The sequence below is a fragment of the Flagellatimonas centrodinii genome (assembly GCF_016918765.2).
Classification (GTDB): Bacteria; Pseudomonadota; Gammaproteobacteria; order Nevskiales; family Nevskiaceae; genus Polycyclovorans; species Polycyclovorans centrodinii.
In genome coordinates this window covers 241,914-254,979 of record NZ_CP092104.1, presented here as the reverse complement: position 1 = coordinate 254,979, position 13,066 = coordinate 241,914, and the positions used below count along the sequence as shown (strand labels likewise).

Annotated in this window: 13 protein-coding genes; 7 read left to right on the top strand and 6 right to left on the bottom strand. The window is 64.5% G+C overall.

Annotation, left to right across the window (positions count from 1 at the left end; genetic code table 11):
• Positions 1-202 precede the first annotated feature (202 nt).
• The 4 genes from JN531_RS01220 to JN531_RS01205 form a co-directional block, all read right to left on the bottom strand.
• Positions 203-1,819, bottom strand: a complete 1,617-nt coding sequence (locus JN531_RS01220; RefSeq protein ID WP_228347034.1) for an alpha/beta hydrolase family protein — start codon at positions 1,817-1,819, stop codon at positions 203-205.
• A gap of 104 nt (positions 1,820-1,923) precedes the next feature.
• On the bottom strand, positions 1,924-2,163 hold the full coding sequence (locus JN531_RS01215; RefSeq protein WP_228347033.1) for a DUF6868 family protein: 240 nt from the start codon (positions 2,161-2,163) through the stop codon (positions 1,924-1,926).
• A gap of 21 nt (positions 2,164-2,184) precedes the next feature.
• Positions 2,185-3,177: a FecR family protein gene (locus JN531_RS01210; protein WP_228347032.1), complete on the bottom strand. Its 993-nt coding sequence runs from the start codon at positions 3,175-3,177 to the stop codon at positions 2,185-2,187.
• Positions 3,174-3,728, bottom strand: coding sequence for an RNA polymerase sigma factor (locus tag JN531_RS01205; RefSeq protein ID WP_228347031.1), 555 nt, complete (start codon positions 3,726-3,728; stop codon positions 3,174-3,176). Before JN531_RS01205 ends, JN531_RS01210 begins: the two co-directional genes overlap by 4 nt.
• A gap of 391 nt (positions 3,729-4,119) precedes the next feature.
• Here JN531_RS01205 and JN531_RS01200 point away from each other — a divergent pair, with 391 nt between their 5' ends.
• The 4 genes from JN531_RS01200 (at position 4,120) to JN531_RS01185 (ending at position 5,391) form a co-directional block, all read left to right on the top strand.
• Positions 4,120-4,431, top strand: coding sequence for a nucleotidyltransferase family protein (locus JN531_RS01200; RefSeq protein ID WP_228347030.1), 312 nt, complete (start codon positions 4,120-4,122; stop codon positions 4,429-4,431).
• The gene (locus JN531_RS01195; protein ID WP_228347029.1) at positions 4,415-4,765 is read left to right on the top strand and encodes a HepT-like ribonuclease domain-containing protein; all 351 of its coding nucleotides are present in this window, start codon (positions 4,415-4,417) and stop codon (positions 4,763-4,765) included. The genes JN531_RS01200 and JN531_RS01195 overlap by 17 nt, the downstream gene beginning before the upstream one ends.
• A 160-nt stretch (positions 4,766-4,925) precedes the next feature.
• On the top strand, positions 4,926-5,255 hold the full coding sequence (locus tag JN531_RS01190; protein WP_228347028.1) for a ribbon-helix-helix domain-containing protein: 330 nt from the start codon (positions 4,926-4,928) through the stop codon (positions 5,253-5,255).
• Positions 5,248-5,391: a hypothetical protein gene (locus JN531_RS01185; RefSeq protein WP_228347027.1), complete on the top strand. Its 144-nt coding sequence runs from the start codon at positions 5,248-5,250 to the stop codon at positions 5,389-5,391. The genes JN531_RS01190 and JN531_RS01185 overlap by 8 nt, the downstream gene beginning before the upstream one ends.
• Here the strand turns inward: JN531_RS01185 and JN531_RS01180 are convergent.
• A complete protein-coding gene (locus JN531_RS01180) occupies positions 5,388-5,627 on the bottom strand; it encodes a hypothetical protein (protein WP_228347026.1) in 240 nt (79 codons plus the stop codon). The two genes, JN531_RS01185 and JN531_RS01180, sit on opposite strands and share 4 nt — an antisense overlap.
• On the opposite strand from JN531_RS01180, the gene JN531_RS17385 reads away from it, so the two are divergent.
• Positions 5,589-5,864, top strand: a complete 276-nt coding sequence (locus JN531_RS17385) for a Fic family protein (RefSeq protein WP_366522456.1) — start codon at positions 5,589-5,591, stop codon at positions 5,862-5,864. The genes JN531_RS01180 and JN531_RS17385 overlap by 39 nt on opposite strands.
• Before the next feature lie 135 nt (positions 5,865-5,999).
• Here the strand turns inward: JN531_RS17385 and JN531_RS01175 are convergent, their stop codons facing one another.
• Positions 6,000-6,242, bottom strand: a complete 243-nt coding sequence (locus JN531_RS01175) for a DUF4926 domain-containing protein (RefSeq protein WP_228347025.1) — start codon at positions 6,240-6,242, stop codon at positions 6,000-6,002.
• A 294-nt stretch (positions 6,243-6,536) separates the two neighbouring features.
• Here JN531_RS01175 and JN531_RS01170 point away from each other — a divergent pair, with 294 nt between their 5' ends.
• Both JN531_RS01170 and JN531_RS01165 read left to right on the top strand, forming a co-directional pair.
• Positions 6,537-10,196, top strand: coding sequence for a TonB-dependent receptor (locus JN531_RS01170; RefSeq protein ID WP_228347024.1), 3,660 nt, complete (start codon positions 6,537-6,539; stop codon positions 10,194-10,196).
• Positions 10,197-10,263: 67 nt separating this feature from the next.
• Positions 10,264-12,699 carry an autotransporter outer membrane beta-barrel domain-containing protein gene (locus JN531_RS01165; protein ID WP_228347023.1) on the top strand — a complete coding sequence of 812 codons (2,436 nt, stop codon included), beginning with the start codon at positions 10,264-10,266 and terminating at the stop codon, positions 12,697-12,699.
• Positions 12,700-13,066: the final 367 nt, after the last annotated feature.

Here is a 13,066-nt window from a genome sequence, read left to right as displayed (position 1 = left end):
CCGATTTATAAAGCCCTGCTATTGCTATCCCATGACGGTGCGGCAGGCGACACGGCCGCACATGATCTGCAAATGAGAATCGTTGCTAATTACGAGCCATCGGATTAGGCTGTTCCTGCCAGCACCCGCAAGCCCCTCCACATCCGCCCGATCCGGAGTTCCCGCATGGAATGGTTTGCCTTCATCGTGATTGACCTCGCCCTCACTGGCGCCCTCGCCTGGGGCCTCGACCGGGCCACGCCCGACCCGCGCCGGCCAGCAGCAGCACCCACAGGCTCAGCAGACCCAGGCCACCCCCGCCATCGGTAATCGACGGCAGCCCCTGCTCCTTGGCCGCCAGGCAGGCGGCACGCACGTCGCCGTTGGTGGCGCTGCCACCCTCCCGCAGCGGAAAGTCGCGTGCCGAGCGGAAGTGGAAGCTGTAGCGCTCGCACCAGTCGGCATCGGCCAGTAGCCGGGCATCGGCATCGGCATGGCCGGGCTCACCCGACCGCTTCAGCCAGCGGTCCATCCAGGCCAGCGAGTAGTGTTCGGCCATCGGCTGGCCCCAGCCGCCGGCGCAGGACCCGCTGCTGAGGTCGGCACACCACGAGCTGGAGGGAAACACCGGAATCTGGCTCCACTCGAAGTGGGTGCTGCCCTGGATGGTGAACTGCGATACCGGAACGCCCGCCGCCTGATAGGCCTTGAAAGCGTTGAGGTGCTCATCCGGGTCGGGCGGCGTGAGGAAGGCGACGCCGCCGATGCCGTATTCGCTGGTTTGGCCCATGGCCGGCACCCGCGGGGGGAAGTCGGGGTCGGCACGCAGGCTGTCCCAGGCCACGATCACGTCCACCGGATTGCTGCCGTCGGCCGCCGGAAACTGGAAGCGATCACCCGGATAGCCGGCCACCGTAGAGACGCCCGAGGCCCCCAGTGAATGCCCTGCCAAGCCGAGGCGCGTGGGATCGATGCGGTCGTGGAACGGGTTATGTGCCGCCACCGCAGTCGGGTAGGTGCCGGCGCACTGCAGGTTCTGGCCGTAGGGCAGGGTCGGGGACGAGCGGAAGAAATCCACCGCGTCGACCAGGCCATCGAAGAACACCGCGGAATTGATGTTGCTGCCCTGTTCGAACGTGGGCGTCTGCTGATCCGAACGTCCCTGGCCGCGCGGGTCGAAGGTAAGCACCACATAACCGGCGCGCACCAGCGCCTGCGCAAACCACCAGTACAGCGGTTCCGGTGCCTGGATCGAGCCGTTCTCGATCACCACCCCCGGCAGACGACCGGGGGCGCCCCGTGGCGCCCACACCCGGCCGGAGATGCGGGCGCAGCCGGCGTCATAGAACACCACCGGCGACACATCGGCTTCCTCGCCATAGAAGGTGGTGCCGTTCGGCCCCGGCACATGCGGATAGCGGGTGGGGTCGCCGCTGCAGGGCTGCGACCAGGACGTACACAGCGGCGTCAGCGGCGTATTCAGATTCGGCGTGATCAGCCCCTGCGGGTCGGCCAGCAGGTCATCCACCAGTGCCTGCAGCAATGCCGGGGACAGCGGCAGCGACAGCAGCGTCTCCACCGGCGTGACGCCGGCGATCAGCCAGCTCGGGTCTTCCAGGTTGCGCGCCAGCAGGCTGGCGATGTTGAGCGTGCTGGTGCCCTGCCACACCGCCAGAAAGCCGGGGGTGGTGACCTGTTCCAGTGGTGCTTCCAGCGTGCGCGCGTAGTTGGCCGCCTCGCGCTCGAACCACGCGGCGGTGTTGGGCGCCGGGCCCTCGGGGACGGCCAGGGCCGACGTCGTCAGCAACAGGCCTGTCAGGGCCAGGGAATATCGAAACATGGGGCGCTCCTCACCGGTTGTGCGCGCCACTCTGGGGTGGCGATCTGGCTCGATGCTAGCCGCAGACGGCCGGCTGCAACCGGCGATAGGGCGGATTTACGGCCCTACACCATCTTCAGGGCCAGCCACGGTGCCAAGTTGAACAGCATCACCCCGATCTTGAACGTCGCCATGCCACGGTAGTGAATCGCGTCGAACTCGGTCGGCGTCAGCCGGAACCAGCGGCCGTGCAGCCGATGGATGGCATCGCCAAAGCCGACGATGGCGCCGAACCAGACCAGTAGCAGCCCATAGTTGACGGCCATGCAGGCCAACAGGAAATCGGAAAGCGTTTCGAGGGTCATGGTGACGGGGCTCCGGGGATCTCAGTGGCGGCGGGACAGCAGGATGGTGTCGTCCGCCACCCGCTCGGCAAGGACCGGCCACTCGCTTTGCAGCACGCGCAGCATGGTCTGATAGTCGCCGGCGTGGAAGCGACCGCTGAGGGTCAGCGCCGACATGGCATCGTCGTCGATCCGCACCTTGGTATCGCTGTGGCGGTTCATCTCCGCCACCAGTCGGTCCAGCCGCCAGCCCTTGAACACCAGATCGCCGCGTGGCCACGCCTCGGCGACCTCCAGGTCGGCGGATGCCTTTGGCACCCGGGGCTGGGGTGCCAGCGCGTATCGAACCTGCTCGCCGGCCAACAGCGTTTCCTCCCGACGACCCAGCAAGCCGGTCACGGCCACCGCCACCTTGCCTTCCAACAGGGTCACGGTGACATCCTGCGGGTCGACCCGGACCTGGAACGAGGTGCCCAGCGCTCGCACCGTTCCGTTCTCGGCGCGGACCTCGAAGGGCCGACCGGCATCGGGCTGCACATCGAACTGCGCCTGACCACGTACCAGCACCAGGCCCCGGACCGCGTCGCTGTAGCGGACCCGCAACACCGTCTGTGCATCCAGCAGCACCGTGGAGCCGTCGGGCAGGGTCATCCGCTGGACCTCGCCGGTGGCCGTGGCCACGCGCTCACCCAGCGGTAGCGGCACCCAGGGTTGCAGCAGCCCCACCGCCACTGCCACCAGCAGCGCCGCCGCCGCCGCCAGGGGCACCCGCCATCGACGTCGGCGCGATACCGTCACCGGCGGCCCGATCAGGGCATCGATATCCGGCAGCGCTGCCAGCCCGGTCGACTGTTGCCACAGGGCTTCCAGATCGCGATAGGCCGCCGCATGGTCCGGGTGCGCCGCGCGCCAGCGCTCGAAAGCCTGCCGTTCCAGCGCGGTGCAGTCCTCCGACAGCAGCCGCGCCATCCAGGCTTCGGCCGTGGTTGGCAGTGCCTCACCATGGGACGTGTGGGAAGCGGACGAGTGCATCATCCTTCCAGTCTCCGCTGCCGCGCTTCGCGCAGGTCGGTGAAGGCGCGCGCCATGTGCTGTTCCACCGTCTTGCGGGAAATACCGCAATAGGTGGCGATCTCCGCGTAGCTCAGGCCGCGCAGGCGGTGCAGCAGATACACCTGCCGACATTTGGGGGGAAGTCGCATGATCACCTTGTGGATCATCGCCAGCTCCTGCTGTTGCGAGACCAGTTGTTCCTGTGGCGGCTCGTCGGACACCAGCTCCTCGCTGTCCAACGGCACCAGCCCCGTACCCTGACGGGTCGCCGACATGCGCGCCTGATCGTGTGCCACGTTGATGGCGATGCGGAACAGCAGCGGCTTCCACGCCGACGGCGGCTGCGCCTCCGCATAGCGCATCAGGCGGATGAAACTTTCCTGCGTCGCATCCTGCGCATCGGCTTCACACGGCACGCGGCTGCGAAGGAAGTTGAGCACCGCCACCCGGTGTTCCTGCAGGAACAGCTCGAAGCTGCGACGCTCTTCGCCGCCCGCCAGCCGCCCTGCCGCGATATCCGAACCATTGCCCACCGTGTCGCCTCTCCTCCGCCATCCTGTGCGGCACGCAGGCCATAAAGCGCCCACGCCGTACCCTCATTTTGGCAAAGGGTACGCCCGATCCGGCGCCGAAGTCACGGCCTTTTCCAACGGTGAAAATCGACTAAGGGTGGTGGGTTGGCTGAGCCGTTATAGCCGATTCGGCCGGCAAAATTTCGTTGCTCGTTGCTCGTTGCTCGTTGCTCGGCGACTGTCACCCGTCTGCCAACGGAAAAGAAAGCAGGATCTCGCAGGGGCGCGGAGCCCGCGGAGAGAAGCAAAAGGCATAAAAAGCTGTTGCTGTTGCTTCTACTCGCCACTCAGCACTCTGCTTGCTGCCTGGGGGGCGTGACATCGTAACGGCCGACTTGTACTGTAAATCACCATGAACGCTCTGCTGACAAACCACGAGCAAGACATCATCGCGCTGTGCCGCGAGTTTCACGTTGGGCGTCTGGACGTATTCGGTTCGGTATTGCGGGAAGATTTCGGGCCAGATAGCGACATTGACGTTGTCGCCGAGTTCGGGCCTGTGGCCACGGGAGGCCTGGCGCGCCAATATTTCGGCTTCAAGCAAGGCATGGAGCAACTGTTGGGCCGCCCCGTCGACGTGATTGAGCTGTCGGCAATGCAAGACTCCCGCCTCAAACGCCTCATCGAGAAGAGCCGCGTAAACGTTTATGCAGCGTCAACCTGACGTTTACATTGAGTTGGCGCTCCAGGCGTTGCGCCGACTTCCGCGTTTTCTGCAGGGCTACGACCTGCAGACGTATCTGGACGATGAACTGCGGCAGTCCGCAGTGGAGCGAAAGCTCGAAATCGCCGGCGATGCGCTAGGCCAACTCAGAAAGCACGCTCCCGAACTATTTAGCCAGATTCCTGATGGCGACCTCATCGTGGCGTTCAGAAACGTACTGGCCCACGGTTATGCGGCCCTCGATCATCGTCGAGTATACGAAGCGGCGACGACCAAGGCGCCCGAGTTGATGACGGTGCTTGAGCAGCTTCTCCGAGACCTCCCCGAAGGGTAACGATCTGTCGTTGCTCGTTGCTCGTTGCTCGGCGGCCGTCTGCCAACGGAAAAGCAGGGATCTCGCAGAGACGCGGAGAGAAGCAAAAGGCATAAAAATGGCTGTTGCTGCTTCTCAGCACTGTCTTGACGCTACTTTGGGCCAGACGTAGGCTGGCGCCATGAGCGAAGCAGTTTCAACCGTCGAGATCGATGCAGAAGTCAGCGCGGCGCTGGTGCGGTTGAGTGGTGTCCTGCATCGTCCCGTACAACAGTTGGCCAGTGAGGCGGTGAAGGCCTACCTTGTCCGCCGTGAAATTGCGCTGGCGCCCATTTCGGCCGCCGACCTTTCTACGCTTGAGGCCTATCGGCAATCCGATCCGGACTTTGAGCATGCCATCGCTGCTTTCGTCGACGCTGAAGCGACCTTTGCAGATCCGATCGAAGGGCAGCGTACCGTAGCAAAAGAAGGTCCGGTCCAAGCCGAGATTCACAAGCTGTTGAATGGCTGACTGGGACGCCGACAGCCCCCAACTGCGTGAAAACCTGTCTGCGGTGCTGCGCCGGATTCGCGAAGACGCCCGGCTGCGCAAGCCACTATCCATCGAGTCCGTACGTCAGTGGCACGTAGACGTCATGTACGGCTAGACCTGCCTGCCCCGACCTTGGCTGGCCGCTTTCGTGGTGAGCCTGGACTTGAGGGGATCGAAGTTCGTGTCGGACAGCACGGTGGTGTTGCCGCTACAGACGTCGCTGCGGCCCTGTCTCGATTCGAACAAACCCTGCAACTTGTCATAGCCCGCCTCGACACCCTGTTGCCGCAGAACGCAGCGCCGACGCCCGATATGCTTGCTGCTGTTCTCGAAGTCTGTGCCTGGGCGCATGCGGAATGGGTACGTATCCACCCGTTTGCCAACGGCAACGGTCGCTCGGCGCGTCTTTGGGCCAATGGCATTGCGATGCGTTACAACCTGCCCCCCTTTGTCCGGCTGCGCCCGAGGCCGGATGCTGGATACGCTGCGGCTGGCGCGCAAGCCATGCGTGGGAACTGGCAACCAACCGTTACTGTATTCCGGCGACTTTTCCGCAGATTCGTCGCCGCATTGTCGGAACGATCCTGAGGCAGGGGATCCGCAAGCAGGCTAACGGATCGGGTCGTGGTGGCAGCATTTGGTCGCGGAGAGAAGCAAAAGGCATAAAAAGCTGTTGCTGTTGCTTCTACTCGTCACTCATCACCGGCCACGCAGTACGACGCTTTACGCGGCCTGTATGGGCTCATGCCGCAACACCAGGAACTGCTGCTTCCGCAACGCCACCTCGGCATATGCACGGCCCTGGGTGTCAGCGAACTCGACCTCGTAGGCACCCTCAAGCGCTTCGACGATCGTACCCACCTGACCGTGTACCAGGCCATGTTCCGGCAGGTCCTCAAGGAGGGCGACGCTATCCAGCATGTGGGGTTCGTCCTTTCCGTTCGGTAGCTTCACTTTGACGGCCATGAATATTTGCCTGTAAGAATATCTTCGCAGTTGAATACCTACCTTGAAGTAGGCATTCCTCGTTGCTCGTTGCTCGTTGCTCGTTGCTCGTTGCTCGTTGCTCGTTGCCCGTTGCCCGTTGCTGTTGCTTCTACGACCCCCGATTCTCGATTCTCGATTCCCGGCGCCCCAGGCGCCCCGGCGCCAAATCCGACTAAGGGTGCCACCCCCGTCCATCCGTTATAGCTGCACAACGGCCAAACGGGAGTGCCCTACGGGGCCTTGGCCAAGAGTGCTAAGGAAGGAGAAACGCCAATGAGTCGAACGCCACGCCGGCAACCGGCGCGCCGCGCCCTATGGGCCATCATTGCAGGCATCGGGTGGGCGGTCAGCCCCGTTGTCATGGCACAGGATGGCGCAATGGAAGCGGACGCCACCGCCTTCACCCTGTCGCAGACGCAGGCCTACCAGATCGACGCCGGCAGTGATCTCGGCAGCGCACTGGATGCGGTCGCCAGCCTCAACGACCTGCAGATCGCCTATTCCAGTGATCTTGTCGACGGCCGCACCGCACCCGCGCTGCAGGGCGAGTACACCTTGCAGCAGGCGCTGGATGCACTCCTCGCCGGCTCCGGCCTGGAAGCCGCCATGGTCGGCGACAACGCCCTCGTGGTGCGTCGCATCGCACCGCCCCCCACCACCCAAAGCGCGCCCGCGCCGACCGATGTCGCCAGTGCCCGCCGCGCGGGCGTGGAGGAAATCATCGTCACCGGCCAGAAGAAGGCCGAGCGGCTGCAGGATGTGCCGATTGCCATCAGCGCCTTCTCCATGGAACAGCTCGATGCGCAGAAAATTGAAGGCGGTTTCGATCTGCTGAAAGGCGTGCCCAACGTCACCTTCAGCAAAACCAACTTCACCGGCTACAACTTCCAGATTCGCGGTATCGGCACCCAGGCGGTGTCGGCCACCACCGATCCCGGTGTCGCGGTGAGCATGAACAACACCACGCTGATCGTGAACCGCCTGTTCGAGCAGGAGTATCTCGACATCGAGCGGGTGGAAGTGCTGCGCGGCCCCCAGGGCACCCTGTTCGGGCGCAACGCCACCTCGGGTGTGATCAACGTCATCACCAACAAGCCGGAAATGGGCGTCTGGGCCGCCGATCTGAAAATGGAAATCGGCAACTACCAGGCGCAGCGCCTGCGCGGCCATGTCAACGTGCCCATCGGCGATGAAGTGGCGGTGCGCGCCGCCTACGCCCTCACCAAGCGCGATGGCTTTGGCTTCAACGAATTTGACGGCAGCGATGTCGACAACCGCGATCTCTGGACCGGCCGTCTGTCCCTGGGCTGGCAGCCCAGCGACCGCTTTCGCGCCAACCTGATCTGGGAGCGCTTCGAGGAGGACGACGAGCGCGTCCGCACCTCCAAGCAGCTGTGTCACTACGACCCTGGCCCGGTGGACATCGACTTTACCGGCTTCAACCCCTTCTTCCTGGCCGCCTTCTCCCAGGGCTGTGCCGCCGGCTCGCTGTATGACCGCGGCGAGCCCGGGCTGGAGCCCGATGATCCGGCCGGTGCCGCCCATGGCGCTTACGGCACCCCCAACGGCGCCTCGCTGCCCTTCGTCAGTGGCCTGTTTATCGGCCCGCTGTTCGGTGGGACGCTGTTCAACAGCTTCTCACTGGGCGGTAATCCCTATGTGCCCCCCAACAACTTTGTCTGGCCGGGCACCGTGCCGGAATGGGCGGGCGAAGCGCCTTGCGCCGCGGAGGCACAGTTTGAATTCGTCACGCCAATCAATCTCTGCAACCCCGATCCCTATCGCCTGCGCGGGCAGTCGCGGGATCTGCGCACCATCTCCTCGGCATTGAAGCCGGTCTACCAGGCGCGTGCCGATGTGGTGGAGTTCAGCTTTGATTTCGACTGGACCGATGCGCTGCTGTTCTCCTCACAAACCGTCTATGTCGAGGACGAGCTGTTCACCACCCAGGACTACAACCGCTTCCAGTCCTTCCCCATCTTCAACGATGCCAACAACGCCTGTGGTGCCAACCCGCCGTTCCCGGGGTTTCCGCTGTTGTTCGTTGACTGCAGCGCCGAGGCGCGCGGCGGGTATCCGGGTGCCTCGGTGCTGGCCGGCGGCGAGTTCTGTGATCCGCAGTTGGGCTGCTCCAATCTGCTGATCGCCCAGGACATCTCGCAAAGCACCAGCACCCAGTACAACCAGGAGTTTCGCCTGGTGTCGAGCTTCTCGGGTGACTGGAACTTCAGCCTTGGCGCCAATTTCACCCGCTTCAAAACCAAGAACGACTATTTCGTCTTTGCCAACGCACTGACCCTGCTCAGCCACTTCTTTCCCTTCAATTACGACAGTCATCAGCCGCCCGCCAGCGGGTGCAATTTCGACGGCACGCGCTGTATTTCGGTGGACCCCAAGCCGCTGCAGGAAGTGGCACGCAACCCGGAGGGCCACAACTTCTTCCTCAGCGCCAACCCCTATGAGCTGACCTCCAGCGGCCTGTTCGGCGAGGCCTACTGGCAGGCCACCGACACCGTCAAGGTGACCGCCGGCCTGCGCATGACCTGGGACCGCAAGGTCTTCACCCCGCTGCCCAGCCAGCTGCTGCTGTTCGATTATCGCGAGCTGGCGGTCATCAAGGAGGGCGATGGCCCCGAGGCCTGCCTGCAAACGGGAAGTGCCGACGCCGCCCTGTGCCGGGTGGCCGGCAATGCGCCGGGCGGTATTGGCTTTGTGGCAAGCCCGGACATCGTCCAGGAGTGGCGCGAACCCACCGGTCGCATCGTGGTGGACTGGAAGCCCTTCCTCTCATTCACTGACGAGACCCTGGTGTACGCCTCCTACTCGCGCGGCTACAAGGGCGGTGGCGCCAACCCGCCCACCATCGCGCCACCGGCCGGCCTGTTCAATCAATTGAACAGCGGCGGCGTGGTGGCACCGCTGGTGTTCCAGCCCGAGTACGTCAACGCCTTTGAGCTGGGCACCAAGAACATGCTGTTCGGTGGCGGGCTCATCCTCAACGCCGCGGCCTTCTTCTATGACTACACCGGCTACCAGGTCTCCAAGATTGTTGACCGCTCGGCCGCCAACGAGAACTTCGATGCCCAGGTCTGGGGCCTGGAGCTGGAGTCCGTCGTCGCACCCTCGGTGAACCTGCAGTTCAACGCCGCCATCGGCTTTCTGCAGACCCGCATCGCCGACGGCGAGCAGTCATTGGATTTGATGGACCGCACCGACGGCGGCAACCGCAGCTTCAGCTTCGATGAGCCGCTCACCATCGAGTACACCAATGACGACGGCGACCGGGTGATCGACAGCTACACCACCATCGACGAGTGGCTGGTGGCCAAGCCCTTTGTCACCAACAGCTCCAACTGTGTGGTGCCGAAAATCATTGTCGAGCACATCGCCGCCGTGGTCGATCCGGTTCAGTCCGGTGGCCTGTTGTCGCTGTGCCCCGGGGGCGGACCCACCGGGCAAGGACTGGGGCCGGACGGACTCGATCAGTATGGACCCAACAATGCCCGCACCATTATCCGTTACGACTACCGCACCATGGCGCCCAACAGCGCCCAGGGCTTCGTCAAGGACCTGGGCGGTAACGAGCTGCCCAATGCCCCGCAGTTCACGGTGGCCCTGGGCGCGCAGTACAGCTTTGACATCGTCCGTGACTGGCGCGCCACCGCGCGGGTGGACCACTACTGGCAGGACGAGTCCTATGCCCGGGTCTACAACACCGAGTACGACCGCCTGCGCGCCTGGACCAATACCAACTTCTCGTTCTGGGTCAGCAGTGACCGCATCGGGCTGACGCTGGAGGGCTATGTCAAAAACGCCTTTGATGAATCCCCCATCACCGGCACCTTCCTCAACTCCGACGACAGTGGTTTGACCACCAATGTGTTCACGCTCGACCCGCGCCTGGTCGGCCTCAGCATCCGCAAGGAGTTCTGACATGCGCGTCCATCCTTACAACATCCATGCGAGCCGCGGTAACCATCCGGATCAGGGAGTGCAGATCATGAGGGGAATGCTGACCAGGGGCGCCTGTGCCACCGGGCTGCTGCTGAGTGCCGGGGTCGGGCTGATCACCGCCCCGGCACCGGCCCATGCCGACGACGAATGCGGCCCCGGCCCCATCGTCACCTGCCCCGCCGGCGGCAACTTCACCGCCACCGGCGTCACCTACAACACAAGCGTCGATTTCAGTCTGACCACGGTGCCCAACAGTGCAACGGTTGGCCTCAATGTCGGCAGCCAGGGACTCAACGTGACGGCCACGGGCGCGGCCAACCTGGACATCGACATGTCGCGCGGCCGCGTCTCGGGCAGCGGTGGCGTCAACCTGCAGACCCAGTCTGGTGACATTGCGGTATCGCTGCGAACGCTGAGCGTCGGAAATCCCTTGAGCATCGACTCCGGGAGTGGCGACATCGTGATCACATTCGCTGCAGAGGTGGTGCCGTCTGGCGTTGCCCCGGGAGCGACCCTGCAGGCCGAGGCCATGAATCTGGCGGGCAATGGTCTGATCTTGGACCTCGCGAGTACCCAGCTGCCAATCGGTCCCAATGACTCCAGTTACTTCTCCAGTAATCCCGCGCTGGTTGGGACGGTCGATTTCTCGGGCATCACTGGCCGCGACACGGTGGTGATTCGCGCCGGCAACCGTTGGCAGGCCACGGGCAACAGTGTCATGTCCGGCGGCGACAGCCTGGTACGCATCGACGCGGGGGGCTTTCTGCACACCCAGTTGACGGTGGGTGGCACTGGTGCCTTCCCTTCAATCGCGGTGGACGCGCCCGACCTCATCGATTTTGGCGGCGGCCAGAACCGGATCGACAATGACGGGACGATCGTCGTTGGCGCCTCGCAGTATCCGGGCGGAGCCTTGCTGATTGAGGAAGTCCAGGTCCGTCGGGAAGGGGAGCTTCGCCTGGTGAATCTCGACGTCCTCCACAACGCCGGCGATATCTATCTGGGGCGGTTCAGTTTGGCCAGTAATACGGGTCTGGCGCCCACCACCGACTTCTGGCCGGACGACATCCTCACCCTGGAAGGCGCCACCTTCAACGGCCTGGCGGGCAGCCGCCTGTTCGTCGATGTCAACCTCAACTCGACCACGGGACAGGCCGGTTGCGATGCCAGCCTGCGCGACCCCGACAGCGGCGACCTGCCGGCGGCCGACTGTGTGAACATCAAGGGCGGTGCCACCGAGGGGCGGACCACGGTGGTCATCAACGACCTGGTGCCGGGTGATCGCGGGGCCTATATCCCCGACGGCATCACCCTGGTGGATGTCGCCGGCGGCGTCAGCGCGCCCGGGCACTTCGTCATCGACCCGAGCTCCAGCAGCTATTCGTCTTCCAACGGCGGCGTCGTCGACAAGGGGATGTTCTTCTTTCCGCTGACTTACGATGCCGACACCCAGCAGCACCGGCTCTACGGCCTGCCCAGCCAGTCCGCCCACCAGCTGCCCTTGCTGGGCCATGCCGCGCAGTCGCTGTGGCGGGACACCAGCCGCACGCCGTTGCAGCGGCAGAGCGACATCCGGGAAGCCTTGTCGGCGGGTGGGGCGATGGAGGGCAATGCCTGGGCCCACAGCAGCCGCGTCAATGCCGACCGCGAGGCCCTCGGCCGCGAAGTGGCCGGCAGCAGCACCTATGACTTCGTCAACGACCACGAACTGGAGCTGACTTCCATCCTGCTGGGACGCGACTTCGTGCTCGGCGCCGACGGCGACCGTGCCTGGATGGTGGGCGGCATGATCGGCTACGGCAGTGCCGACCTGGCGTTTGAGGCCTCGCCCAACGCCGCCAATCTGGAGGGCATGGTGGTGGGGGCCTACGGCGGCTATGTGCAGGGCGGCTTCTTCATCGATGCCCTGGTCAACGCCCACTTCCTTGAGGCCGACATCGACATCCCGGCGCTGGGCTTCGATACCGTGGGCGGCTTCGTCAGCGGTGAGGTGCAGTCCCTGGGGGTGGACCTCAACGCCGGCTGGCGCGGCTGGCAGGCCGGCCCGGTTGTCATTGAGCCGCTGGCGGGCCTCAGCTGGGTCTCCGTGGCCATCGATGACATGCGCGTGGCGCCCCAGGACCCCGACCCCAACCGCCAGGGCATCGACCTGCGCTACGAGGACCCGGTGAGCCTGCGCGGCAGCCTCGGCGCACGGCTGGCCGCCGAAGGCCTGGCCGTCATCGTCCCGCGGATGGATCTGGGCCTGACGGTGCGCTACGTCGAAGAGTTCGACGGCGAATCGCGGCTGGCGATGGACAACATCGGCCCGCTGTCGCCTACCGTCAGCAACACCCTGGACGGCGGCTTCGTCGATGTCGACGGCAGCGTGGTGCTGTCCGACCTGCCGGGCAACGTGGCCGCCATCCTGTCGGTCTCCGGCAGCTTCGGCGACGACTACAGCAGCCTCGGCGGCTCGGCCGGGTTCCGGTATCGCTGGTGAGTACGAGACAGTGCCGAGTGATGAGTGCCAAGTGCACACCGGAGTGCTGAGTGATGAGGGTCGAGTGCACAAGAGAGTGCTGAGTTCTGAGTGCCGAGTGCCGAGTAGAAGCCACAGCCACTCTCAGTACGCATCACGCGGCACTCGGCACTCCGCCGTTTGTCATTGCGAGCCTGCGCAGCAGGCGCGGCAATCTCGTCCGGGGAGCGTTGTGCCGCGACCACGAGATCGCCACGGGGCTGCGCCCCTCGCGATGACAGAGGAAAGGACTGTGCCGCTCGCGATGACAGAGGGAAGGACTGTGCCGCTCGCGATGACAGAGGGAAGGACTGTGCCGCTCGCGATGACAGAGGGAAGGACTGCGCCC